The sequence below is a fragment of the Rhodococcus sp. KRD197 genome, assembly GCF_017168235.1.
Taxonomy (GTDB): domain Bacteria; phylum Actinomycetota; class Actinomycetes; order Mycobacteriales; family Mycobacteriaceae; genus Rhodococcoides.
The window spans coordinates 259,288-283,683 of record NZ_JABFAO010000002.1 but is presented as its reverse complement, the minus strand read 5'-3'; the positions used below and the strand labels follow the sequence as shown (position 1 = coordinate 283,683).

At 64.4% G+C, this 24,396-nt stretch carries 16 protein-coding genes and 1 tRNA gene; 11 read left to right on the top strand and 6 right to left on the bottom strand.

Annotated elements, in window-relative coordinates; translation table 11 throughout:
• Nucleotides 1–43: 43 nt before the first annotated feature.
• From J1M86_RS03565 to J1M86_RS03550, 4 genes are all read left to right on the top strand, one after another.
• A complete protein-coding gene (locus J1M86_RS03565; protein WP_206508846.1) occupies nucleotides 44–1,285 on the top strand; it encodes a fatty acid desaturase in 1,242 nt (413 codons plus the stop codon).
• Between the two features lie 177 nt (nucleotides 1,286–1,462).
• A complete protein-coding gene (lysX, locus tag J1M86_RS03560) occupies nucleotides 1,463–4,750 on the top strand; it encodes a bifunctional lysylphosphatidylglycerol synthetase/lysine--tRNA ligase LysX (protein ID WP_206509126.1) in 3,288 nt (1,095 codons plus the stop codon).
• Between the two features lie 38 nt (nucleotides 4,751–4,788).
• The gene (locus tag J1M86_RS03555) at nucleotides 4,789–5,682 is read left to right on the top strand and encodes an alpha/beta fold hydrolase (RefSeq protein ID WP_241259608.1); all 894 of its coding nucleotides are present in this window, start codon (nucleotides 4,789–4,791) and stop codon (nucleotides 5,680–5,682) included.
• A gap of 97 nt (nucleotides 5,683–5,779) precedes the next feature.
• Nucleotides 5,780–6,787, top strand: coding sequence for a beta-ketoacyl-ACP synthase III (locus J1M86_RS03550; RefSeq protein WP_206508844.1), 1,008 nt, complete (start codon nucleotides 5,780–5,782; stop codon nucleotides 6,785–6,787).
• Between the two features lie 50 nt (nucleotides 6,788–6,837).
• Here the strand turns inward: J1M86_RS03550 and J1M86_RS03545 are convergent, their stop codons facing one another.
• The gene (locus J1M86_RS03545; protein WP_206508843.1) at nucleotides 6,838–7,800 is read right to left on the bottom strand and encodes a DUF368 domain-containing protein; all 963 of its coding nucleotides are present in this window, start codon (nucleotides 7,798–7,800) and stop codon (nucleotides 6,838–6,840) included.
• Nucleotides 7,801–7,854: 54 nt separating this feature from the next.
• Between J1M86_RS03545 and J1M86_RS03540 the strand changes: the two genes are divergently transcribed.
• Nucleotides 7,855–8,253 (top strand): TIGR03618 family F420-dependent PPOX class oxidoreductase, encoded by a 399-nt coding sequence (locus J1M86_RS03540; protein WP_206508842.1) that lies wholly within the window; start codon nucleotides 7,855–7,857, stop codon nucleotides 8,251–8,253.
• On the opposite strand, the gene J1M86_RS03535 is transcribed toward J1M86_RS03540, so the two are convergent.
• On the bottom strand, nucleotides 8,226–9,476 hold the full coding sequence (locus J1M86_RS03535) for an MFS transporter (protein ID WP_206508841.1): 1,251 nt from the start codon (nucleotides 9,474–9,476) through the stop codon (nucleotides 8,226–8,228). The genes J1M86_RS03540 and J1M86_RS03535 overlap by 28 nt on opposite strands.
• Before the next feature lie 71 nt (nucleotides 9,477–9,547).
• Here J1M86_RS03535 and J1M86_RS03530 point away from each other — a divergent pair, with 71 nt between their 5' ends.
• The 5 genes from J1M86_RS03530 to J1M86_RS03510 all read left to right on the top strand — a co-directional run bounded on the left by J1M86_RS03530 (nucleotide 9,548) and on the right by J1M86_RS03510 (nucleotide 14,815).
• Entirely contained in the window at nucleotides 9,548–10,453 is a 906-nt protein-coding gene (locus tag J1M86_RS03530) for a LysR family transcriptional regulator (RefSeq protein ID WP_206508840.1), read from the top strand.
• 66 nt (nucleotides 10,454–10,519) lie between these two features.
• Complete coding sequence (locus tag J1M86_RS03525; protein ID WP_206508839.1) at nucleotides 10,520–10,888, top strand: VOC family protein; 369 nt, start codon at nucleotides 10,520–10,522, stop codon at nucleotides 10,886–10,888.
• Between the two features lie 33 nt (nucleotides 10,889–10,921).
• The gene (locus J1M86_RS03520) at nucleotides 10,922–11,521 is read left to right on the top strand and encodes a histidine phosphatase family protein (RefSeq protein ID WP_206508838.1); all 600 of its coding nucleotides are present in this window, start codon (nucleotides 10,922–10,924) and stop codon (nucleotides 11,519–11,521) included.
• Between the two features lie 146 nt (nucleotides 11,522–11,667).
• Nucleotides 11,668–13,206 carry a phage infection protein gene (locus tag J1M86_RS03515; RefSeq protein WP_206508837.1) on the top strand — a complete coding sequence of 513 codons (1,539 nt, stop codon included), beginning with the start codon at nucleotides 11,668–11,670 and terminating at the stop codon, nucleotides 13,204–13,206.
• Between the two features lie 73 nt (nucleotides 13,207–13,279).
• Nucleotides 13,280–14,815: an MFS transporter gene (locus J1M86_RS03510; protein WP_206508836.1), complete on the top strand. Its 1,536-nt coding sequence runs from the start codon at nucleotides 13,280–13,282 to the stop codon at nucleotides 14,813–14,815.
• A gap of 18 nt (nucleotides 14,816–14,833) precedes the next feature.
• On the opposite strand, the gene J1M86_RS03505 is transcribed toward J1M86_RS03510, so the two are convergent.
• From J1M86_RS03505 to J1M86_RS03490, 4 genes are all read right to left on the bottom strand, one after another.
• Nucleotides 14,834–15,751, bottom strand: a complete 918-nt coding sequence (locus tag J1M86_RS03505) for a cutinase family protein (protein ID WP_206508835.1) — start codon at nucleotides 15,749–15,751, stop codon at nucleotides 14,834–14,836.
• A gap of 230 nt (nucleotides 15,752–15,981) precedes the next feature.
• A complete protein-coding gene (locus J1M86_RS03500) occupies nucleotides 15,982–17,433 on the bottom strand; it encodes a glutamate synthase subunit beta (RefSeq protein WP_206508834.1) in 1,452 nt (483 codons plus the stop codon).
• Nucleotides 17,426–22,015, bottom strand: a complete 4,590-nt coding sequence (gltB, locus tag J1M86_RS03495) for a glutamate synthase large subunit (RefSeq protein WP_206508833.1) — start codon at nucleotides 22,013–22,015, stop codon at nucleotides 17,426–17,428. Before gltB ends, J1M86_RS03500 begins: the two co-directional genes overlap by 8 nt.
• A gap of 576 nt (nucleotides 22,016–22,591) precedes the next feature.
• Nucleotides 22,592–22,677: transfer RNA gene (locus J1M86_RS03490), tRNA-Leu, on the bottom strand.
• A 162-nt stretch (nucleotides 22,678–22,839) separates the two neighbouring features.
• Here J1M86_RS03490 and J1M86_RS03485 point away from each other — a divergent pair.
• Nucleotides 22,840–24,273 carry a DUF3662 and FHA domain-containing protein gene (locus tag J1M86_RS03485; protein WP_206508832.1) on the top strand — a complete coding sequence of 478 codons (1,434 nt, stop codon included), beginning with the start codon at nucleotides 22,840–22,842 and terminating at the stop codon, nucleotides 24,271–24,273.
• The last annotated feature ends 123 nt before the right edge of the window (nucleotides 24,274–24,396 follow it).

Sequence of the window (24,396 nt, the reverse complement as noted above, 5' to 3'; positions counted from 1 at the left end):
CGTGTGAGCAGGCCGTTCTTGACCGAAAGTATGAGGGGGAAGTGTGGCGATATCGGACATCAAGGAATACGCGCACCTGACCGAGGCCGATATCGAGGCCTTGGGTCAGGAACTGGACGCGATTCGGCGTGACGTGGAGGAATCTCGTGGGGAGCGGGATGCGAAGTACATCCAACGCACCATCGCGTTCCAACGTTCGCTGATGGTGGCGGGCAGGTTGGTGCTGTTCGCGAGCAGGAAGAAGCCTGCGTGGCTGCTCGGTTCCGCGCTTCTCGGGGTGGGAAAGATCATCGAGAACATGGAGTTGGGACACAACGTCATTCACGGTCAGTGGGACTGGATGAACGATCCCGAGATTCACTCGACCAACTGGGAGTGGGACAACACGTGTCCGTCGTCGGGATGGAAGCACTCGCACAACTTCACCCATCACAAATTCACCAACATCGTCGGGCTGGACAACGATGTCGGCTACGGCATCCTGCGCATCACCCGTGACCAGAAGTGGGAGCCGAAATATCTCGCGCAGCCGCTGTTCAACGCGCTTCTCGCGACGTTCTTCGAGTGGGGTGTCGCTCTGCACCACCTCGAGACAGACAAGCTTCGCACCGGTGAGGTGAAGTGGTCGGACAAGAAAGAGATGGCCATCGACGTGGTCCGCAAGGTCGGCAGCCAGGTGGGCAAGGACTACATCCTGTTCCCGCTGCTTACCGGACCGGCGTGGAAGTCGACGCTGACGGCGAATGCCACGGCCAACATCATCCGCAACTACTGGACGTACGCCGTCATCTTCTGCGGGCACTTCCCGGACGGCGCCGAGAAGTTCACGGTCGAGGAGTACGAAGCCGAGACGCAGCCGGAGTGGTATCTACGACAGATGCTGGGCAGCGCCAACTTCCGGGCGGGCAAGACGCTGGCGTTCATGACCGGAAACCTCTGCTACCAAATCGAACATCACCTGTTTCCAGATCTGCCGAGCAACAGGTACGCCGAGATCGCCGTCAAGATCCAGCAACTGTGCGATAAGTACGACCTCCCGTACACCACGGGATCGCTGCCGCACCAGTACGGGCAGACCTTGCGGACCATCATGAAACTGTCGCTGCCCAACCGTTTTCTCTCGGCCACCTCCGATGATGCACCCGAGACATCCTCGGAACTCAAGTTCCGCATCCGCGGCGGGATGAAGGAAGTTTTCGGTACCGACCCGGCAACAGGTAAGCGTCGCGGGCTTCGCACAGCTCTGGCGATGGCAGGAAAGCACACGGCCGTTCACGGTTCGTAGCGCCAGCAAATTGCCGAACGACCACTGATGTAGCTGCCGTCGGCGCTACCGTTGCCTCCGGGGGCTTGGTAGCGCTGACGGCAGGAGTGGGCAGTGACGAGCACATCGGTGTCATCCAGCACGACGACAGGTGTCGACGGAAGTGGCACAGCGGCCACCGAGGCACCTCCGTCCCGGGTGGCGAAGCCGCCCGAACGGGGTCGTCTGTCCCAGGTCCCGCACATCGCCGGCCTGATACTCGGAGTGTTCGCGGTCCTAGTGTTCCTGTGGAGCATCTCCCCGGCTCTGCGCGCAGTGATTCGGGTTCCTCGCGAGTACGTCGACGACTACTACTTCGATGCGCCGGACACCTCGCTCGCGTGGGCCCTGGTCGTCGGCCTGACAGCCGCCGCGCTGGCGAGCCGCAAACGCATCGCCTGGTGGTTCCTGACGGTCTATCTCGTTCTCGTCGCGTTGACCAACCTCAGCGACGGGTTGAACGACAACGACGTCAACGCCTGGGTCGCTCTCGGTGTCCACATCGTCGTCATCGGCGTTCTCGTCGCCGCGCGAAAGCAGTTCTACACGCGCGTGCGTCGCGGCGCCGGACTGAAGGCTCTCGGCGTTCTGATCCTCGGCGCCGCCATTGGCACGCTTCTCGGTTGGGGCCTCGTTGCCTTGTTCCCGGGCACACTTCCGGAGAGCCAGACGTTCCTGTGGGCGTTCAACCGCGTGACGGCGCTCGCCACCGTGGACAACGAGCAGTTCGACGGTCGCCCCCACGGATTCGTCAACACTCTGCTCGGCCTGTTCGGCGCACTCGCACTCCTCGCCGCTGTCATCACACTGTTCCGTTCGCAACGGTCGACCAATGCACTGACCGGCAGCGACGAGTCCGCACTGCGCGGGCTGCTCGACAAATGGGGCGCCGACGACTCACTCGGCTACTTCGCCACCCGACGCGACAAGGCTGTCGTTTTCGCACCCAGCGGCAAAGCGGCAGTGACCTACCGCGTCGAAGTCGGTGTATGCCTCGCCAGCGGCGACCCCATCGGAAATCCCGAGGCCTGGCCGCACGCCATCGACGCCTGGTTGGTGCTCGCGCAGAAGTACGGCTGGTCTCCTGCAGTGATGGGTGCCAGCGAGACCGGGGCGACGGCGTTCAAGCGCGCCGGGCTCAACGTCCTCGAACTCGGCGACGAGGCCATCATCAGAACCAAACAATTCAATTTGACCGGACGCGAGATGCGCCCGGTCCGTCAAGCAGTCAATCGGGCGCGCAAGGCGGGCGTCACCGTCCTGATCAGACGCCACCGCGACATCCCAGGCCCGGAGATGGCCGAGATCATCAAATGCGCCGACTCCTGGCGGGACACCGAGACCGAGCGCGGCTTTTCCATGGCGCTGGGACGCCTCGGCGATCCGCTGGACGGTGACTGTCTGCTGGTCCAGGCACTGCAGGACGACAAGACCGTCGCGGTCCTGTCCTTGGCTCCCTGGGGCCGCACGGGTGTCTCGCTGGACCTGATGCGTCGCGATCCGCACTCCCCCAACGGTGTCATCGAGCTGTTGGTGACCGAGCTCGCCACCAACGGTGACCAGTTCGGCATCAGCAAGATCTCGCTGAATTTCGCTGTCTTTCGATCGGTGTTCGAGGAGGGCAGCCGAATCGGAGCAGGCCCGATACTGCGGATCTGGCGTTCGACGCTGGTGTTCTTCTCACGGTGGTGGCAGCTCGAGGCCCTCTACCGCTCCAACGTGAAGTATCAACCGGAGTGGGAGCCGCGGTATCTCTGCTTCGCCGACAGTCGCGTACTGCCGAAAGCCGGAATTGCCTCCGCCATCGCCGAGGGTTTTCTGACCCTGCCGAGTCTCGGCTTTCTGACACTGCCGAGCTTCCGGCGCGCCCGAACACACACGGGCAGCCACGATTCGGTGCCTCGGGCGCTCGCCGAGTCCACCGAGATCCACCCGGACGGCAGCGGACCGGAAACCTCGCCGGAGGAGCCGCCGAGCACGGGACCCCGGCGTCCAGACCAGGTCCGCGTCCGGATCTCGAAGCTGCAACGCCTAGGCGAGGACGGTATCGACGGCTATCCCGTCGCCCACCCCCCGACGCACTCCGTCGCGGAGGCGTTGGCGGCCCCGCAGGGAACCACGGTCCGCATCGCCGGCCGCATCCTGCGGATCCGCGACTACGGCGGTGTCGCGTTCGCCGTCATTCGTGACTGGACCGACGACATCCAGGTGCTGTTCGACCGGATGCGGGTCGGCGACAAGCTCGACAGCTTCGACTCCGACTACGACCTCGGTGATCTCATCGAGGTCAGTGGCACGATCGGTCGCAGCAAGAAGGGCGAACTCTCGCTGTTGGCGTCGGATTGGCGCATGAACGCCAAGTGCCTGCATCCGCTGCCGGACAAGTGGAAGGGCCTGACCGATCCCGAATCGCGCGTGCGTCAGCGCTATGTGGACCTCGCCATCAACCGCAGTACGCGGGATTTGATGATCGCGCGTAGCAACGTCGTCAAATCGATGCGGGATTCGCTGTCCGAGCGCGGTTATATGGAGGTGGAAACGCCGATTCTGCAGCAGGTGCACGGCGGGGCGAACGCTGCGCCGTTCATCACCCACATCAACGCCTACAACCTGGACCTCTACCTTCGGATCGCGCCGGAGCTGTATCTGAAGCGGCTGTGCGTCGGCGGCATGGACAAGGTGTTCGAGATCGGTCGGGTGTTCCGCAACGAGGGGGCCGATTTCAAGCACAATCCCGAGTTCACCATCCTCGAGGCCTACGAGGCGCACAGTGACTACGAGCGCGCGATGGTGCTGTGCCGCGAACTCATCCAGAAAGCAGCCGTTGCCGCGCACGGCCGCGAGATCGTCCTGCGGCCCGACGGCCCGGACGGCGAGATGATCGAGATCGACATCTCGGGCGAGTGGCCCGTCAAGACCCTGCACGGCGCGGTCGCCGAAAAGCTCGGTGTCGACGTGGCCCCGGACACTCCCCTGCGTGAACTCCAGCGACTGTGCGATGAGAACGAGATTCCCTACGAGAAGGACTGGGACGCAGGCGCGATCGCGCAAGGTATGTACGAGCATCTCGTCGAGGACTACACCGAGTTTCCGACGTTCTACAAGGACTTCCCGACGTCGATGTCACCGCTGACGCGACCGCATCGGTCCATCCCAGGCGTCGCCGAGAAGTGGGATCTGGTGGCGTGGGGCGTCGAACTCGGCACCGCGTACAGCGAGCTCACCGACCCGGTGGATCAGCGTCAGCGCCTGACCGAGCAGTCGTTGCTGGCAGCCGGTGGCGACGAGGAAGCGATGTCGCTCGACGAGGACTTCCTGCAGGCTCTCGAGTACGGCATGCCGCCCACGGGTGGCCTGGGGATGGGTGTCGACCGAGTCGTCATGCTCATCACCGGTGGCAGTATTCGCGAGACGTTGGCGTTCCCGTTGGCCAAACCGCGCAGATAACAGAAATGTTTCACATGAAACAACGACCGCCGGGCGAGATGGTCACGGTCGGTGACCAGCGCATTCATGTGGTGCGCCGCGATCGAAGCAGTCAGAACGGCCCGGTGGTAGTGCTCTGCGGAGGTTTGGGGAGCAACTGGTTCGACTGGGACGATTGTGCCCACATCCTGTCCGCTTCCCATACCGTCGTTGTATTCGATCGACCCGGTTTCGGGCTGAGTGAGCCGCTCGCGGAGGGACAGACGCCGACCGTGAGGGCGGAGGCCGACCGCATCCTCGGAGTTCTCGACGCCCTAGGCCTCACCGGACCTGCCGTCGTCGTCGGGCATTCGATTGCCGGGTTCTATGTCGAGGCGTTTGCGCGGCTGCATCCGGAACGCACGGCGGGGTTGCTGCTGCTCGACTCGAGTGTCGAACGAGAACCCTGGTGGTCGATTCCCCGTCCTTTGATTCCCCGTCCTTTGATTCCACGGCGATGGCGGCTCGGCCTCGCGCCTCGACTCGCCGACGGGCTCAGTCGTAGCGGAATGCAACGGCTGTTCGGGCCCACCGTCAGGCGAGTGCTCAATCACTCGATCCCGCCGGACGGTGTCCCGATCGAGACGGTCGACTGGGTCGACCGCATCTACCGCAGGCCGTCGTATCTCGCGGCTGCACTGGTGGAGAACGTCGTCTATGCCGATATGGCAGCGGAACTGAACGCTCTCCGGTGCGACATGCCGATGGTCGGCCGAGCCGGGGTCGCGCCGGTGACGGTCGCGGCGGCACACACCGGCCACCCGACGCCGTGGGGGCATGCCTGGCTCGCGAAGCAGCTCCGGCTCGCCGAGTACCTGGGCGCACACTTCACCGTGATCTCGCCCGCCCACCACCACGCGATGATCGATCAACCCGCCCAGGTCGCAGCCCTGATCTCCGAACTGGTGTCATGACACCAATTCGCCAACACGTAACGTGTGTCCGAGTCCGTAGCCCAAGACCCGAGCCGACGCTCGGCGATGGCGCGGTAGCACGAGAGGAACACAGAAGATGGGCGCATCGATCAGCACTACTCAGGGTCGCCAGTCGAAAATGCTCGGCTTGGGTGTCCACCGCCCTGAGCGGGTGGTGACCAACGACGAGATCTGCGAGTTCATCGACTCGAGCGACGAGTGGATTCAAACGCGATCGGGCATCAAGAACCGGCGCTTCACCAAGCCCGAACAGAACGTCGTGTACATGTCCATCGAGGCCGGCAGGAAAGCCCTCGAGGCCAGTGGCGTCGCAGCCGAGCAGATCGACACGGTCATCGTCGCGACCTCGACGCACCTCGAGCAGACCCCGCAGGCCGCCGCGAAGGTTGCGCACGCACTCGGCACCAACGGCCCCGCCGCATTCGACATCGGGGCCGGCTGCGCTGGATTCTGCTACGCCCTGGCCGTCGCATCCGACCTGGTCAAAGCCGGAACATCCCGGCATGTCCTCGTCATCGGCGCGGAGCAGTTGAGCGAGACAACCGACCCGTACGACCGTACGACGCGGTTCATCTTCGCCGACGGCGCGGGCGCGGTGGTCGTCGGCCAGAGCGACGAAACCGAGATCGGGCCCGCTGTCTGGGGCTCCGACGGTTCGCAGGCGGACGCCATCTACCAGACCGTGGACTGGTACGACTACATCATGAAAGAGGGCATCGAACGCCCTTGGATCAAGATGAACGGGATCTCCGTGTTCCGCTGGGCTGCGTTCGAGATGGGCAAAGCAGCACAGAAGGTGCTCGACGTCGCGGGCATCAAGACCGACGAACTGCACGCTTTCGTTCCGCACCAGGCGAACAGCCGCATCACCGAGTTGTTGGCCAGGAGCCTGAACCTGAACGACGAGACCACGGTGGCCAACGACATCGCCGAGACGGGCAACACCTCGGCCGCGTCGATTCCACTGGCCATGGAGGAGCTGCTGCGCACCGGTAAGGCGAAGCCAGGCGACACCGCTCTGCTGCTCGCTTTCGGCGCCGGACTTTCCTATGCAGGGCAGGTCGTCAAGCTCCCGACGCTGTAGTCGACTTCGATCCGGTCACTTCCCCGCGCGCGTACTGCCTACCGATCCGGTCAGGCAGTACGCGCGTGTTTGCTGGCCAGGCGACGCTGGATGATTGCGACGACGGAGACCACCAGAACGCCGACGATGAACAGTCCGAGGGCCCCGGGCCAGTCGTCGCCGATCGCGAGCAGTGAGCCGTCCTCGGCCTGCCATGGCCAGAGTGCGCGCAGCGACCCCAGGAGCAACCCGGCCGAGGCGATCATCGCGAGGTTGTAGAAGTTCGCCAGCAACCACTCCAGCACGCGCACGAAGGTGACGAGTCCGACCACCGCTCCGAGCGCGAAGACAGCCAGATACGACACGTCTCGATTGTCGACGGCTGCCAGCGTCGGGGCATAGAGGCCGATGACGAGAAGAAAGAAGGATCCTGAGACCCCGGGCAGCACGAGAGCGCAGATGGCGACCGTCGCGGCGGCGAACACCAGGATCAGCGACGGGTCGGTGCTTTCGCCCCTGGGCAGCGACGTGAGAATGATGACCCCGGTGGCGAGGATGACGAACAGGCCCGCTGCGGTCATTCGTGATCGGACGGTAGGGAAGGCCCCTGGCCGGATCTCCAAGAACGGGATCGCCACCGACATCGCAATCATGCCCATGAACAGGGCTTTCGAATAAGTGGGCTGGTTGGTGACGAAATCTGCCATGATCCCCGCGACCGAGAACACCATCAGCACCATGCCCAGCGCGACCGGGCCGATCAGCCACCAATCCACTTGGCGCAGCGCGCCACGCCAGTCCGAACGCAGCGCCAATGCCTTGGGTACATCGGTGAGGTGCTTGGCCGAGGCGATGGCACGGGGGTAGATGCCCGTGATGAGGGCCACGGTGCCGCCCGAGACCCCGGGAATCGTCTCCGCCAGGCCGATGGCGCCGCCGCGGACCACGTTGGCAACCAGCTCGGGAGCAGGCGGTCTTGTTCGCGCGCGCTCATCGTCATTGGACGTAGAGGGCGTACGCGTATTCGTCGTCATTACCCATATCGTACAAATCGCAGCGGTGATCGGTTTCGCCCTAGGCTTACGCGTATGCCGAAACCACCATTGCCCGACAACGCCGTCGAGATGCTGAAGAAGCCCAACCCTGCCGTCATGGCCGTCGTCCGAGCGGACGGAACTCCCATCACAGCACCCACCTGGTACCTGTGGGAGGACGGCAAGATCGTGCTGAACTTCCAGGCGGACCGCAAACGCCTCGAGCACATCCGAGCCAATCCGAAGGTCTCGCTGTCGGTGTTGGACGAGGCCAGCTGGTACACCCACCTGACGGTGCACGGCACCGTCACGTTGCAGGACGACCCCGGCCTGGTCGACATCGACCGCATTTCCATCCACTACACGGGCCGTCCGTACCCGGTACGCGACCACGCGCGTGTGACGGGCTACCTGGACATCGCCGCCTACGTCGGCTGGGGCGCCATGGGCTGATCAGCGCTTGGCTGACGAACGCTTGGCTGATGCGCGAAACGCATCACGGCAGCGGCGAGCAGTGCCAGACCCATGACCGTCACTGCCATCGCTGTCCAGCCGAACTGCTGGAAGATCACGCCGCCGCCCCAGCCGACGACGCTGGATCCGCCGTAGTAGAACAGGTTGTACAGCGATGTCGCCTGCGCGCGACCGACCACGGCGCGCTGCCCGGTCCAGCCCGACGCGATGGCGTGGGCGGCGAAGAAGCCGACGGTGAACACGACGAGACCGGTCAGGATGACGACAAGGTTATCGCTGATGGTCAGGGCGACGCCGGCGATCATGACGGCCGTGGATCCGGCCAGCACGGGTCCACGATCGAACTTCACCGCCAGCTGACCTGCCACCCGTGACGACACCGTGCCGCTCAGATATGCGACGAAGATCAGGCTGATGGCCGACTGCGGCAGGCCGAACGGTTCACCGTTGAGGCGGAAACCCAAGAAGTTGTAGACCGCGACGAACCCGCCCATCAGCAGAAAGCCCTGCGCGTACAGCGCGAGCATTCCCGGATCCTTCAGGTTTGCCCACAGCCGCGTGGTCACGGACGGGCCGTCCTCGACATGCCCGCGAAAGCGCCGGGGTTTCGGCGCCAACACGAGAAACAGCACCGCGGCCACCGCAGCGACGAGGGAGACGGTCATCGTTCCGATTCGCCAATCGGTGAACTCGGCGACGGGGCCGGCGACGACCCGTCCGAGAAGTCCACCGAGCGTCGTACCGGACACGTAGGTTGCTGCCGCCAGAGCGGTGAATCTGGGGTGCACTTCCTCGCTCAGATATGCGATTGCGATGGCCGGGAGACCACCCAGAGCCAACCCCTCGAGGAACCTGACCGAGAGCAGCATCGGCAGTGACGACGACAGCGGGACGATCAACCCCAGCACCGTTGCCGTGACGATCGAGATGGTCATCGCCTTCACTCGGCCGATGCGGTCGGCGACGACCGACCACGGCAGAACCGCCACCGCGACTCCGACGGTGGCCAGCCCAACCGTCAACGAGGATTGCGACGGCGTGATCTGCAGGTTCGACGCGATGAGTGGAAGAATGCCCTGGACCGAGTAGAGCTGCGCGAATGTCGCGATGCCGGCGAACAGGAGCGCCGCCACCAGACGCTTGTACTCACGGGAGCCGCGTGGGTGCCCTTCCCACGTCGTCGTATCCGTCGTCGAACTCACCCGGACGACGTTAGGACGCGCAACTACATGAGTCCAATGCATGAAGACCCGCGATCCCATACGTTTGTCATATGATTCGCGACGAGGCACGTGAACTTCTTCCGCTCATCCCGACACTGCTCGCCGTCGCCGAGACCGAACACATCACCGAGGCAGCTCACCTCCTCGGTATCCCGCAGCCGACCGTCAGCCGTCAGATGACTCGCGCATCGGCACTGCTCGGGGTAGACATCGTCGAGCGGCGTGGCCGCGGAATCGCCCTCACGGCAACCGGCCGAACCCTCGTGCCGTATCTGCAACGGGTCGTCGTCGACCTCGAGGCCGGCCTCGACGCGATGAGCGAGCACGACGCGCGTGCCCGCGGCCGGATCTCCATCAGCTTCCAGAACACCCTCGGCGAGGACATCGTGCCCGCCCTCATCAGGTCGTTCAAGAACGATCACCCCGCTGTGACGTTCGAGCTCGACCAAGGCGCTCGAGCGCGCTGCCTGAACAGGCTCGACGAAGGGCAAGCGGATCTCGCGTTCGTTGCACTCAGCAGCGAGCACACCCCCGAGACGTCCTTCCAGCTCTACGACGAGCGTCTGGTCCTGGTGGTCCCGGCCGATCATCGGCTCGCCGGCGCGCGCTCGGTCGATCTGACCGACACCGCGAGCGAAAGCTACATCGCGATGGGCCACGGATTCGGGATGCGATCGATCTGCGATGAACTCTGGTCGCAGGCGGGATTCACACCCGACATCGCATTCGAGGGCCAGGACATTCACACGCTCCGCGGACTCGTCGGCGCTGGTCTGGGTATCAGCATCCTGCCGCGGCTTCGAGACCACGGACCCGACACAGTCGAAGTCCGCATCGACAGCCCGGCGGCACGACGCCGCATCGGTATGGTCTGGTCGCACCGCCAGTCCCCGAGCCAGGTCCAGGCGTTCCGAACGATGGTCGTCCGCAGTGGCCGCGGGCTCGTGGTTCGCTAGGCCCATGCAATCGCAGTAACCATTTGTCCAAGCCACCGGATTCGCCGACTACATAGAGTCCCAGCAATGAAGCCTCAGCCGATGATTGCAGTCACCGATGTCGAGCGCGCCAGCCGCTGGTATCAGCGAATACTCGGCGCGACGAGCGGGCACGGCGGCAGCGAGTACGAGCAGTTGCTGGTCGACGGCGAGATGGTGCTACAACTTCACCTTCTGGACGAGGGGCACCACCACGAAGCAATCGGCGAGGTCGGCGTACCGCTCGGCAATGGTGTGGCGCTCTGGTTCCTCGTCGACGAAATCGATCGTGCAACGCACTGCCTCCGCGATAGCGACACCATCGTGACCGCTGTGCATTTCAACCCGAACGCCGGGCACCGCGAGCTGTGGCTCCGCGATCCCGACGGCTATCTCGTGGTTCTGGCAGGCGAGTAACCCCGCTCGCTGACCCGTGGTTAAGTGTGTGCCGTGCAGCTGATTCTGGTACGCCACGCGCTCCCCCAGCGTTCCGAGGATTCCGCGGACCCACCACTCGCCGAACTCGGTCACGAGCAGGCCTCCCGCATGCACGAAGCCCTGGCCAGGTTCCCGATCGCCAGGACGGTCTCGAGCACTCAACTACGGGCGCTGCAGACCGGCACCGCATTGGCATCTCGGCTCGGCCTCTCGCTCGAATCCGACGAACGCCTGACCGAGTACGACCGCGACTTCGACGCGTACATCCCCATCGAGGACGCGCGAACCGAATTCGCCGAGGCCTACGAGCGCATCAAGGCGGGACACCTCCCCGAACAGGTCGACGAACGTGCCTTCCGCGCGCGGGTGCTCGACGGGATCGCTGCTGCAGTGGACGGCATCGAACACACCGACAGCGTGGTCGTCTTCGCACACGGCGGCGTCGTCAATGTCCTGCTGCAGGACATCTTGCAGACGCCCACCGTTCTCGGCTTCCCCATCGACTACTGCTCGATCACCCGGGTGTTGTTCTCCCGCAACGGGAAACGCTCCGTCGCGTCGATCAACGAAACCCAGCACGTGTGGGATCTACTGCCGCGCAACCGCCCGTGACCTCGACGGAGGGTCCAACCTTCGATGGAGTCGGCGCAGAATCCTCATAGAGTCCTTAAAGTCCCATTTCAGCGGCGGTTTTTGGACCGTTCTGCACGATTGTGTGGTCGGGGCAACCCTCACGGCACGTTAGCCTCGATTTCACTATGGCTAAACTCGGCATCCTTCGCCAACCCACCGCTGCGCTCGTCGCCATCGCCTTCCCGCTGGTAGCTGCCGGTGCATTCGCCTTGGGCGCAGGCTACGACCTGACCCCGGCCACCGAGCCTGCTCTCGCCTCGAGCGATGCCGGTGCGACGGGTGAGACGACCGGTGCGGCGCAGGGCGCAACAGGAGACCCGCTGTCGGATTCGCGGCGGAGTCTGCAGGAAGCCGGGTTGCCCATCAGCTTCCTCTCCGGCGGTGTCACTCAGCTGACCGACGGCGGCGTGCAGCTCAACGACGGTGTCGTTCAGCTCACCGACGGCATCACGCAGGCTCACGACGGCACAATCCAGTTGGCCGACGGTTTCGGTCAGTATCGCGCCGGAATCGACCAGCTGGGCGGCGGAGCGTCACTGGTCAGCGGCGGAGTAGATGAACTGGTCGACCGCCTCGCCGGATTCGGGGCTCAGCAGGCCGAGTTCACCGGCAAGCTCGAAGCGGCAGCCCAGCAGGTCGATCGCTACCCCCACCCCGGATCCGACGCCATTTCCGGTGAAATTCGGGCTGCCATCGACACGTTGAACAGCGAGGGTTTCGGACCGTCGACGCTCGACCAGCTTCAGATGCTCAAGGACGGTGCCCGTCAGCTGTCCGGCGAGCTCAACGACCCATCCAGCCAGTTCCTGACCGCTACCGGCCAGCTCGGCGACGCCACGGTGCAGCTGCGTGACGGTCTCGGCCAGCTCGACGACGGTGGCGCTCAGTTGCGCGCCGGAACCGACCAGCTGGTGACGGCTGTCGGTCCCGTGTCGGGGATCGTCAGCAATATTCAGTCCAGCGTGCAGGACGCCACGACTGCCCTGCCGACTGCGAAGGAGATGGCGGCGCGGGGCTCGGTGACCGACTCCTCCTCGGGTGTCGCTGCAGCGGGCGTCAGTTCAGGAGTTGGCGGGTCCTCGACACCGGTCGCGCCGTACCTCATTGCTGCTCTCGTCGCTGTCGGAGCCGTCGGCGCTGTCAGCCTGGTGCGGGTACTCAGCTTCGAATCCCGGTTCCGCTGGGTCGCCGCTGCTGTGGCCGTCCTCGCCCTTGGTATCTGCGCTGCGGTGGCCTTCGCGTTCACCGCACCTGAGGCCGGAATCGGTGCCATTCTCGCAGCTGGAGCCTTCCTCGTCGTCTCTGCTGCCGCCTATCTCGCTGCCGCCGGTTCGATCCAACGACTGCTCGGCGCCACCGTCGGACAAGCCGTCAACGTGGCGCTTCTGATGATCCAGGTCGTCGTATGCGGCGCCGCATACGCTGGCAGCGCCGCGATCTGGGGTCAGCTGGCATCGTTCATGCCGATGGCCTACACGGCCGCGGGGGCACGCGAAATCGGGTACGGCTCGATGACATCGACAGGCTGGTTGGCGATAGCTCTGACCGCCGTGCTGCTGATCGTTTCCGGTCTCGTCTTCCGGAGCACGGTCGCCCGCGGGGAAACCTCCCACCACGACACAGCCTGGGATTCGACGAAACCTTCAGCGCCCCCCTACGCCTGACTGCGGGACGCCCAACCGGTTCGACTTTTTCGGATGAAATACTTCAGCGGTACATCCGAGCAAAGGGGACGGCGTGGACGGCACAACGCTGAAGGCGACACGGCGAGACTGGTTCGGGCTGAGCGTGCTCGTCATCCCGATTCTTCTCGTGTCGATGGACATCTCGGTGCTGTACTTGGCGTTGCCCGCGGTGGCAGCCGATCTCGAACCGAGTAGCAATCAGACTCTGTGGATCCTCGATCTGTACGGGTTCTTTCTCGCCGGGCTCCTCATCACCATGGGTTCCGTCGGTGACCGGATCGGTCGCCGACGGCTGTTGATGATCGGCGCGTCGATCTTCGGTGCCGCGTCCTTGATCGCAGCGTTCTCGACGACACCGGAGATGCTGCTGGTCGCACGCGCGCTCCTCGGTGTCGGTGGTGCGACTATCGCTCCGAGCACACTTTCGCTGATCCGCAACATGTTTCACGATGCGAAGCAGCGGAAGGAGGCGATCGGACTGTGGACGGCCGGGTTCGCCGGCGGCGGGGCATTGGGGCCCGTGATCGGTGGATTCCTGCTCGAGCACTTCTGGTGGGGATCGGTGTTCCTGATCAACATTCCGGTGATGGTGGTGCTGCTCATTTCGGCTCCACTGCTGGTCCCTGAGTTCAAGGACCCGAATCCGGGCAAGTTCGACCCGCTCGGCGTCGCGTTGTCCATCGCCTCGATGCTCGCTATCGTGTACGCGATCAAGCATGGCGCACAGGAGGGCTTCGACGCCGCGACGATCGCCTCTTCCACGGCGGGTCTGATCCTTGGATACCTCTTCGTGCTCCGGCAGCAGCGCGCGAAGCATCCGCTGATCGACATCACCCTGTTCGCCGAACGAGCCTTCGGCGCAGCCGTATTCTCTCAGTTCCTCGTGATTTTCTCGCTCACCGGGTTCAGCCTGTTCGCCTCTCAGTACCTGCAGCTGATCGTCGGGCTCGGCCCGCTGGCCGCCGGTTTGTGGCTGCTCATCCCAGCCGTTGCCGCGGGTGTGGGCGCCACCCTCGCACCGCCACTGAGCAGGCTGATCTCGACGCGATCGATCATCGTCGGTGGTCTGCTTCTCATCGCGATCGGATCACTGACCCTCAGCTATGTCGGCACGGACTCCGGAACGGGGCTGCTGATCATCGGAATGTCGCTCCTGACTTTGGGCATCGGCGCAGCATCGACGCTCAACTCCGATATCGTGCTCACCGCAGCAGCTCCTGAGAAGGCCGGTGCTGCGTCGGCACTGTCGGAGACCGGAGCAGAACTCGGTGGCGCAGTCGGCATCGCGATCCTCGGAACCATCGGGACCACCGTCTATCGCAACGGGGTCCAGGGGGCCCTCCCGCCGGGGACTCCCCCGGAGATCGCCGGACCGGCGTCGGAGACGATCGGTGGCGGCATCGCCGTCGCCGACCTTCTACCGCCACCTCTGAACGACGCACTCCGAGAGCTTGCGGCAACGAGCTTCATCGACGGACTCGAACTCGCGGCGCTCTGGTGCGCGGGCGGTATGACCCTGTCCGCGCTGGTGGTGTTCCTGCTGCTCAGGAATCAGCGGCTGGCGCCGCATGTGCGTGAAAATACATAGCCAAGCCCGTATTTCCGCTCACATGCGCGAGGCGCCGACCAGGTAGTTCGCCAGCCACGCCGTCGCGCTGGTGCCGTTGGCATCGACAGCGTACGAGCCGTATTCCTGATGCACACCCGAACGGTAGAAGGCCTCGATTTCGCGTCGCCGCTGTTCGTTCGCCTGGTCGCTGAGCTGGCCCTGCAGCACCGGCAGTCCGCCCGCCGATGCGATGTCTCCGAGCAGTACACCAACATCCTGCTGGGTCTCGGCAACCACATCGGGATCGGGATTCGACGACACCGCCAGGAAGCCGGCGAGCCGTGCGACATAGTCGTCCTTCGGTGTCGAGCAGTACAGATCACCGACGGCACAGAAGGTGCGGACCACCGGGCTGACGGCCCCGAAGCCCCCGACGCGCGGTCCTCCGACACCGGTTCCGACGACATCCGGGCCCACGAGCGCATCCGAGTCGGACCGCTTCGGATCGGAGATCAACCCGACGGCCGCCACCCGGTCGGCAGGAACGACGCCCAGCCCGCTGCCGATGGACGCCGCGAGGTCACCCGCTGCGTCGGCTCCCTGGCTGTATCCGATGATTCCGAATCGCGTTGCGCCGCAGCGGTCGGCCATAGCCTTGATCATCGAGCCCGCATTGGCCGTCGCGACTGCGCGGGACTCACCGTAGATTCCGCCCTCCCAGGGGAAGGCGGTGGCTGGATATGAGACGTAGTCGGTGCGGATATCGGAGCTCGCGAGCCGATCGGTGACCTGAGTCAGCATGCCCGGTTTCGGAGCTGCGCCCGAACTGGTCTCCCAGGTGCCCGGTACCGCCACCACATACAAACTGGGGCAATCGCCCGGATCGGCCACTGCCGTCGGCGACGCCGAGACCGAAATTCCGGCTACGACCGCTCCGATGACACCGACGGTGGCGAATAGCTTGTTCACACGCATGTAGCGGCCTCACTGGTAACCAACACTTCAACTTCGTACCAGCGCGACGATTCCAGCCGCCGATGTCGAAACGATGCCCACCCGGTAAACGGAAGTTACCTGGATTTGTGAGATATCACGCTCCCTGAACGCATGAATGGGCCATTGCAACCGTCTAACCGTTGCAATGGCCCATTCATGCCGAAAGAAGCGTGCCGAAAGAAGCGTGCCGAAAGAAGCTAGCCGAAGAACTACCGCTGCGGCGCCTGGGTGGGGACGATAGGTGCAGGCAGCGCAGTTTCGCCCTCGAGGAACGTGTCGACGGCGGCCGCGCAGGCGCGACCCTCCGCGATGGCCCACACGATGAGCGACTGTCCGCGTCCCATGTCGCCGGCGACGAACACGCCGGGCACGTTGGTGACCCACTCGTCGGTGCGCTTGACGTTGCCGCGCTCGTTGAGATCTACACCGAGATCGGTCAGCAGACCCGGCTTCTCGGGGCCGACGAAGCCCATGGCCAGCAGCACGAGATCCGCTTCGAGGGTGAACTCGCTGCCCTCGATCTTCTCGAACTTGCCACCCTTGAACTCGACCTCGTGTGCTTGGAGTGCAGTGACCTTGCCGTCCTGGCCGACGAATCGCTCGGTGTTGACGGAGAAGACCCGCTCCCCGCCTTCCTCGTGCGCGGACGCGACGCGGTACATCAGTGGGTACAGCGGCCACGGCGTCGAGGTCGCGCGCTCCTCCGGCGGCCGCGCCATGATCTCGAACTGGTGCACACTTGCCGCGCCCTGGCGGTGCGAGGTACCGAGGCAGTCCGCGCCGGTGTCGCCGCCGCCGATGATGACGACCTTTTTGCCCTTGGCACTGACGGGCGGCTCGGCGTAGTCACCTTGCTGCACGCGGTTGGCCGGGGGCAGGAACTCCATGGCCTGGTAGATGCCTTCGAGTTCGCGACCCTCGATGGGGAGATCGCGCCACATGGTGGCTCCGCCGGAGAGCACGACGGCATCGAACTGTGCCCGAAGATCCTCGGCAGAAATGTCGACACCGACGTTGACTCCGGTGCGGAAGACCGTGCCCTCGGCTTCCATCTGCGCCAGACGGCGATCGATGTGCCGCTTCTCCATCTTGAACTCGGGGATGCCGTAGCGGAGCAAGCCGCCGACGCGATCGGCCCGTTCGAAGACGGTGACGGTGTGCCCGGCACGCGTGAGCTGCTGCGCCGCAGCGAGTCCCGCCGGCCCGGAGCCGACGACCGCGACGGTCTTGCCGGTCAGGTGCGTCGGGTAGACGGGTGTGACCCAGCCTTCCTCGAACGCATTGTCGATGATCTCGACTTCCACCTGCTTGATGGTCACCGGATCCTGGTTGATGCCAAGCACACACGACGCCTCGCACGGCGCCGGGCACAGCCGCCCGGTGAACTCCGGGAAGTTGTTGGTCGCGTGCAGGCGGTCGATGCTTTCGCGCCACCTGTCCTTGTAGACCAGGTCGTTCCACTCCGGGATGAGGTTCCCCAGCGGGCAGCCATTGTGGCAGAACGGGATTCCACAATCCATGCATCGGCTGGCCTGCGTCTTGAGAGTGTCCTTCGAGAAGTCCTCGTAGACCTCTTTCCAGTCCATCAGGCGCAGGTCGACGGGTCGCCGCTTGGGCAACTCGCGCACGGTGTTCTTCAGAAATCCTTGTGGGTCACCCACGAGCTGCCTCCATGATCGCTTCGTCCACGTCCGCGCCGTTCTTCTCGGCTTCGGAGATGGCCAGCAGTACCTTCTTGTAGTCGCGCGGCATGACCTTCACGAAGTGGTTCACCTGCTGTGACCAGTCCGCGAGGATGCGCTCGGCGACTTCGGATCCCGTTTCGTCGTGGTGACGGGTGACAATCTCCTTGAGCCACGTGAATTCGTCGCCCTCGATACCTTCGATGTCGACCAGTTCGGTGTTGAGGTTGGCTTCGAACGTCTTGTTCGGATCGAAGACGAACGCGACGCCACCGGACATGCCGGCACCGAAGTTGCGTCCGGTCTCGCCGATGATGACGACCTTGCCGCCGGTCATGTATTCGCAACCGTGGTCGCCGACACCTTCGACGACGGCCACCGCACCCGAGTTGCGCACGGCGAACCGCTCACCGACGACGCCGCGGATGAGGGCCTCGCCCTGCGTCGCACCGAACAGGAAGACGTTTCCGCCGATGATGTTGTCCTCGGCGGTGAAACCCTTCGGCGCATTCAACGACGGGCGCATGACGATGCGGCCACCGGAGAGGCCCTTGCCGACGAAGTCGTTCGCGTCGCCGTGCAGACGCAGTGTCATGCCCGACGGTACGAAGGCGCCGAAGCTGTTGCCCGCTGAACCGGTGAACGTGATGTCGATGGTGTTGTCGGGCAAGCCGACTCCGCCGTACGCCTTGGTCAGCTCGTGTCCGAGCATGGTGCCGACGGTGCGGTTGACGTTGGTGATCTTGGTTTCGAAGGAGACCTTCTCACCCTTGTCCAGCGCGTTGCGGCTCTGCACGATGAGCTGCTGATCGAGCGCCTTGTCCAGCCCGTGATCCTGAACGCCTGTGTTGTAGAGGTTCTGGTTCATGAAGGCCGATTCGACCTCGTCGAGGATCGGCGACAGATCCAGCTTCGATGCCTTCCACGCTTGCTTCGCGGCGGTCGTGTCGAGCAGGCCGACCTGGCCGACTGCCTCGTTCAGAGTGCGGAAGCCAAGCTCGGCGAGCAGTTCGCGAACCTCTTCGGCGATGTACATGAAGAAGTTCTCCACGAACTCCGGCTTGCCGGCGAACCGCTTGCGCAGTACCGGGTTCTGCGTCGCGACACCCACGGGGCAGGTGTCGAGGTGGCAGACGCGCATCATGATGCAGCCCGAGACGACGAGGGGGGCGGTCGCGAAACCGAACTCCTCACCGCCGAGCAGTGCGGCAACCATGACGTCACGGCCGGTCTTGAGCTGACCGTCGACCTGGACGACGATCCGGTCGCGAAGCCCGTTGAGCAGCAACGTCTGCTGCGTCTCGGCCAGGCCGAGCTCCCATGGCCCACCTGCGTGCTTGACGGAGGTGAGAGGCGTTGCGCCCGTCCCGCCGTCGTGGCCGGAGATGAGCACCACGTCGGCGTGTGCCTTCGAAACACCCGCGGCAACCGTTCCGACGCCGACCTCGGAGACCAGCTTCACGTGGATGCGGGCTTCGGGGTTGGCGTTCTTCAGATCGTGGATCAGCTGCGCGAGATCCTCGATGGAGTAGATGTCGTGGTGAGGCGGAGGGGAAATCAATCCGACACCAGGCGTCGAGTGACGAACCTCGGCGACCCACGGGTAGACCTTGTGCGCCGGAAGCTGGCCGCCCTCACCGGGCTTGGCTCCCTGCGCCATCTTGATCTGGATGTCGGTGCAGTTGGTCAGGTAGTGCGAGGTGACACCGAAGCGGCCCGACGCAACCTGCTTGATGGCACTGCGACGCCAGTCACCGTTCTCGTCCGGCTCGAACCGATCGACGTTCTCGCCGCCCTCACCGGAGTTGGACCGGCCACCGAGTCGGTTCATCGCGATCGCGAGTGTCTCGTGCGCTTCGGCGGAGATGGAACCGTAGCTCATCGCGCCCGTCGAGAACCGCTTGACGATTTCCGATGCCGGCTCGACTTCGTCGATCGAAATAGCTTCGCGCTCTTCGGTCTTGAACCGGAACAGGCCGCGCAGCGAGGCGAGGCGCTCGGACTGATCGTCGACCAGCTTCGTGTATTCCTTGAAGACGTCGTACTGGCCCGTGCGCGTCGCGTGCTGAAGCTTGAACACCGTGTCGGGGTTGAAGAGGTGGTATTCACCCTCGCGCCGCCACTGGTACTCGCCGCCGGTCTCGAGCTCGCGGTGCGCGCGCTCCTGGCGGTTGTCCAGGTACGCGACGGAGTGGCGCGTGGCAACATCCTGCGCGACCTGGTCGAGGTCGATGCCGCCGAGGTGGCTGTTGATCCCGGTGAAGTACTCGTCGACCAGTTCCTGCGACAGACCGATGACCTGGAACAGCTGGGCGCCGGTGTAGGAGGCGAGGGTGGAGATGCCCATCTTGGACATCACCTTGAGCACACCCTTGCCGGCGGCCTTGATGTAGTTGCTGACGGCCTTGTCGAACGCGATATCGGTGAGGGCGCCCCGCTCGATCATGTCTTCGATGGATTCGAATGCCATGTACGGGTTGACTGCTGCCGCACCGAATCCGACGAGCAGTGCCATGTGGTGGACCTCGCGGGCATCACCGGCTTCGACGATCAGACCGACCTGCGTGCGCGTCTTCTCGCGCACCAGGTGGTGGTGCACCGCCGAGGTCAGCAGCAGCGACGGAATCGGCGCGAGCTTCTCGCTGGACTCGCGGTCGGAGAGCACGATGACTCGCGCGCCGCCGGAGATTGCAGCCGAAACCTGAGCCCTGATGGCTTCCAATGACTTTCGGAGGCCTTCGCCGCCCTCGGCCACCGGGTACAACCCGCGCACGACGACCGAGCGGAGGTCTTCCTGGGTGCCGTCGTCGTTGATGTGCACGAGCTTGGCTAGGTCGTCGTTGTGCAGGATCGGCGTGGGCAGCACGATCTGCTTGCACGCGTCGGGCCCCGGTCCGAGCAGGTCGCCCTCGGGACCGAGGGTGCTACCGAGGCTGGTGACGATCTCCTCGCGGATGGCGTCGAGCGGCGGATTGGTGACCTGTGCAAACAGCTGCGAGAAGTAGTCGAAGAGCATTCGCGGACGGGTCGACAGCACGGCGATCGGAGTATCGGTACCCATGGAGCCGATGGCTTCTGCGCCGGTCTTCGCCATCGGCGAGACCAGCATGTCCAGCTCCTCGGTGGTGTAACCGAAGATCTGCTGCCGAATCAACACCCTGTCGTGCGACATGTGTACGTGTGGACGCGCGGGCAGATCGTCGATCTCGGTGAGACCCTCGTCGAGCCACTGCTGGTAGGGGTGCTCGGCGGCGAGTTCGTCCTTGATCTCGTCGTCGGAGACGATGCGGCCCTGTGCGGTGTCGACCAGGAACATACGGCCCGGCTGCAGGCGTACCTTGCGGACAACCTTGGACGGGTCGATGTCGAGAACGCCGACCTCGGACGCCATGACGACGAGTCCGTCGTCGGTGACCCACAGACGGCTCGGTCGCAGGCCGTTGCGGTCGAGAACCGCACCGATGACGGTGCCGTCGGTGAAGCACACAGATGCGGGTCCGTCCCACGGCTCCATCAGAGCGGAGTGGTAGCGGTAGAAGGCCCGACGAGCCGGATCCATGCTCTCGTGGCGTTCCCACGCCTCCGGGATCATCATCAGAACGGAGTGCGGGAGGCTGCGGCCACCGAGGTGCAGCAGCTCGAGTACCTCGTCGAATCGCGCGGTATCGCTGGCTCCGTGGGTGACCACGGGGAAGATCTTCCGCAACGCCTCGGGGCCACCGAAGACGTCGGACTCGATGAGCGCCTCGCGGGCACGCATCCAGTTCTCGTTGCCGGTAGCGGTGTTGATTTCACCGTTGTGGGCGACGCGCCGGAACGGGTGCGCCAGCGGCCACGACGGGAAGGTGTTGGTGGAGAACCGGGAGTGCACGAGACCCAGCGCACTCACGACACGCTCGTCCTGCAGGTCGAGGTAGAACCCCTTGAGCTGCGGAGTCGTCAGCATGCCCTTGTAGACGAAGGTCTGTGAGGACAGCGACGGGAAGTACACGGTTTCGCGGCCCGGGCCATCCTGGCCTGCGCCTTCTTCGCCGAGCTCGTGTTCGATCCGCTTGCGGATCACGAACGCGCGACGCTCGAGGTCCATGTCGGTAACAGAGTGATCGGGAGCGGCGAAAAACAGCTGACGGAACGTCGGCATGGCATCGCGGGCGAGTGCTCCGAGGGAGGCATCATCGGTGGGAACTTCACGCCAACCGAGGACGGTCATGCCCTCGTCTTCGACGATCTTGTTCACACCTTCGCAAGCACGTGCAACGTCGGCTTTGCCCTGGGGGAGAAATGCAATTCCGGTGGCGTATGCGCCCGCAGCGGGCAGCTCGAAGTCGACCACGGCACGGAAGAACGCATCCGGTACCTGGATGAGAATGCCGGCGCCGTCACCGGTGTTCGGCTCGGAGCCGGCGGCGCCCCGGTGCTCGAGGTTGACCAGCGCGGTGATGGCCTTCTCGACAATGTCTCGACTACGACGACCATGCATGTCCACAACGAATGCGACACCACAGGAGTCGTGCTCGTTTCGGGGGTCGTAGAGGCCTTGCGGGCCCGGAGTGTGCTTCATACCTAGCCTTCGGATAAGTCCAGCCTTCAAATTCGTTCGGATGGCACGGCGAGTGGCCGGCCGTCGCGGACGGTTGATCGGTGCCGTTCGCCGTTGAAGCAGCACCACCGATCGACGGTCTTCAACCAGCCTCGAACGGGTAGGTTCTCGGTAGTGCGCGGACGTCGTGCGGGCGGATCCGACAATGGGTACGTCGGTCCAACCACAAACGATAAGTCAGCACCTAGCCCACACCGCAAATAAGGTAAGCCTATTAAGGCTCCCGACCTGGTGTTTCGGCCGGCTCTGCGCGGGCCTCTCGCCCTCTTTCGAAACCGATCGCGACAGCGTCGGCGCCCCGGAAAGTAGAAAACTACCCCGTCGAGGCCTTTCTCATGCCCGAATAGTGATTCCGACTGAGGCAATTCAATGACATCGGTGTAGTTTCCACGACCCCGGCGACTCTTCCGCGTTGAGCGCGATGCCCGAAGAACGTTGCTCGCGTGTGCTTTTCGCCACTCGACGGCCGTAACGGCAACGCCGAAAGACCCTTCAAATGACTACTGACCGCAGCGAATGAATCAGCTGCGGTCAGTGTGGTGGGCGGAGGGGGACTTGAACCCCCACGTCCCGAAGGACACTGGCACCTGAAGCCAGCGCGTCTGCCATTCCGCCACCCGCCCGGGTGACCGGTGAACATTAACATGCACATCCGGCCGCCAAGAAATCGTATGGCCTGGGCCCGCGGAGGCGTCAGCGGCCCAATCGCAACGTATATCATGCTGAGGACGACTACCTCGAGACGACACGCGCTCGTGGCACGGACACCGGGAGGAGAGGCCACCATGGGCATTGTCCAGCGGTTCGAGCGAAAGCTCCAGGGCGCAGTCGGTGACGTCTTCGCCCGGGTCTTCGGCGGCGGAGTGGTTCCACAAGAAGTAGAAGCAGCCCTCCAACAAGAGGCCGCCGACCGCGTGCAGCCACTCGACGGTGGACATCTGCTGGTGCCGAACAGTTACGTGATCACGATCAACAGTTCCGACCATGCCGAGCTGGCTGCGGAACGCGATCTGACCGACAAAGCATTCTCACGCCACCTTCAGGACTACATCCGAGACCAAGGTTGGCAAACCTACGGCGACGTCGTGGTCCGATTCGAACCATCGCCCACATTGCACACGGGCCAATTCCGGGCCAGTGGTTCGGTCGACCCCGATGTGGGACGATCACCGCTTGCGGCGGGTAAAGCACCAGCACCGGTCGAGAAACCAAAACCGGTGCAATCACCGCCGGTGAAAAGCCCCGTACCCGTGACAAGCTCAGCGCCCGGTCAGCGACCTCCGCGCCCGTCAGCGAACCCCATGTCGACATCAGGAGCCGGCCACATGACGCAGAACCCAGGCTACGACCCCCAGCGTGACCCGGCCGACGGCTCTCGCCCCGATCCGCGCGCCCGAAACGGCAACGACCCGCGCGCGTACGGGCCGGACCAGGGCAATCGCAACGGTGCTCCCTACGGCGCCGCCGGTTACGGCGCACCCGCGGCGGGCGCTCCTGTACACGAAGAGCAGTATGAGCAGCCCGCATACGGCCAGCCGGGCTACGAACAACAGGGTTACGACGAGCAGCGGGCGTACGGCCAGCAGGCATACGGACAACCCGGTTACGAGCAGCCCGGTTACGAGCAGCGGGGTTACGACGAGCGGCAGGCCTACGGCCAGCAGGCGTACTCCGAGCCGGGCTACGACCAACAGGCATACGGCCAGCCAGGTTACGAACAGCCGGCATACGGCCAGCCAGGCTACGAGCAGCAGGGCTACGACCAACAGGCATACGGCCAGCAGCCGTACGCCGAGCCCGCCGGCAATCAGGCGCCGGCCTACGACTACCCGCCGCAGAGTGGATACCAGCAGTCCGGCGGCTACCCCACGGCCGGCTACCCGCAACAGTCGTCCTACGGGTACGACGACGCGAGCTACGGCGCCGGCCAGGGCTTGTCCGCGACCCTGCAGCTCGAGGACGGCAGCGGACGCTACTTCCAGTTGCGCGAGGGCCAGAACATCATCGGACGCGGCCAGGACGCCCAGTTCCGGCTACCCGACACCGGTGTTTCGCGGCGTCATGTGGAAATCCGGTGGGATGGTCGAGTGGCGATGCTCTCCGACCTCGGCTCGACCAACGGAACCACGGTCAACGGCGCACCTGTGCAGGACTGGCAGCTTGCCGACGGGGACGTCATCCGGGCCGGCCATTCGGAAATACTGGTCCGCATCGTTTAGTTCGACCCCACCAGTATGGTGATCGGCACACGCAGCTTCACTCTAGGATGCTGCGTGAGAAGTCGTGTCGGTTCGGTGGACACTGTGCCGAACACCAGCCGTACCCGACCGAGCTGTGTCGAC

Bases quoted from the DNA above. Each gene is read 5' to 3' on its own strand.
- J1M86_RS03555 (WP_241259608.1), top strand. From the start codon at position 4,789: ATGGTCACGGTCGGTGACCAGCGCATTCATGTGGTGCGCCGCGATCGA.
- J1M86_RS03550 (WP_206508844.1), top strand. From the start codon at position 5,780: ATGGGCGCATCGATCAGCACTACTCAGGGTCGCCAGTCGAAAATGCTC.
- J1M86_RS03545 (WP_206508843.1), bottom strand. From the start codon at position 7,800: ATGACGACGAATACGCGTACGCCCTCTACGTCCAATGACGATGAGCGC.
- J1M86_RS03540 (WP_206508842.1), top strand. From the start codon at position 7,855: ATGCCGAAACCACCATTGCCCGACAACGCCGTCGAGATGCTGAAGAAG.
- J1M86_RS03530 (WP_206508840.1), top strand. From the start codon at position 9,548: ATGATTCGCGACGAGGCACGTGAACTTCTTCCGCTCATCCCGACACTG.
- J1M86_RS03525 (WP_206508839.1), top strand. From the start codon at position 10,520: ATGAAGCCTCAGCCGATGATTGCAGTCACCGATGTCGAGCGCGCCAGC.
- J1M86_RS03515 (WP_206508837.1), top strand. From the start codon at position 11,668: ATGGCTAAACTCGGCATCCTTCGCCAACCCACCGCTGCGCTCGTCGCC.
- J1M86_RS03505 (WP_206508835.1), bottom strand. From the start codon at position 15,751: ATGCGTGTGAACAAGCTATTCGCCACCGTCGGTGTCATCGGAGCGGTC.
- gltB (WP_206508833.1), bottom strand. From the start codon at position 22,015: ATGAAGCACACTCCGGGCCCGCAAGGCCTCTACGACCCCCGAAACGAG.
- J1M86_RS03485 (WP_206508832.1), top strand. From the start codon at position 22,840: ATGGGCATTGTCCAGCGGTTCGAGCGAAAGCTCCAGGGCGCAGTCGGT.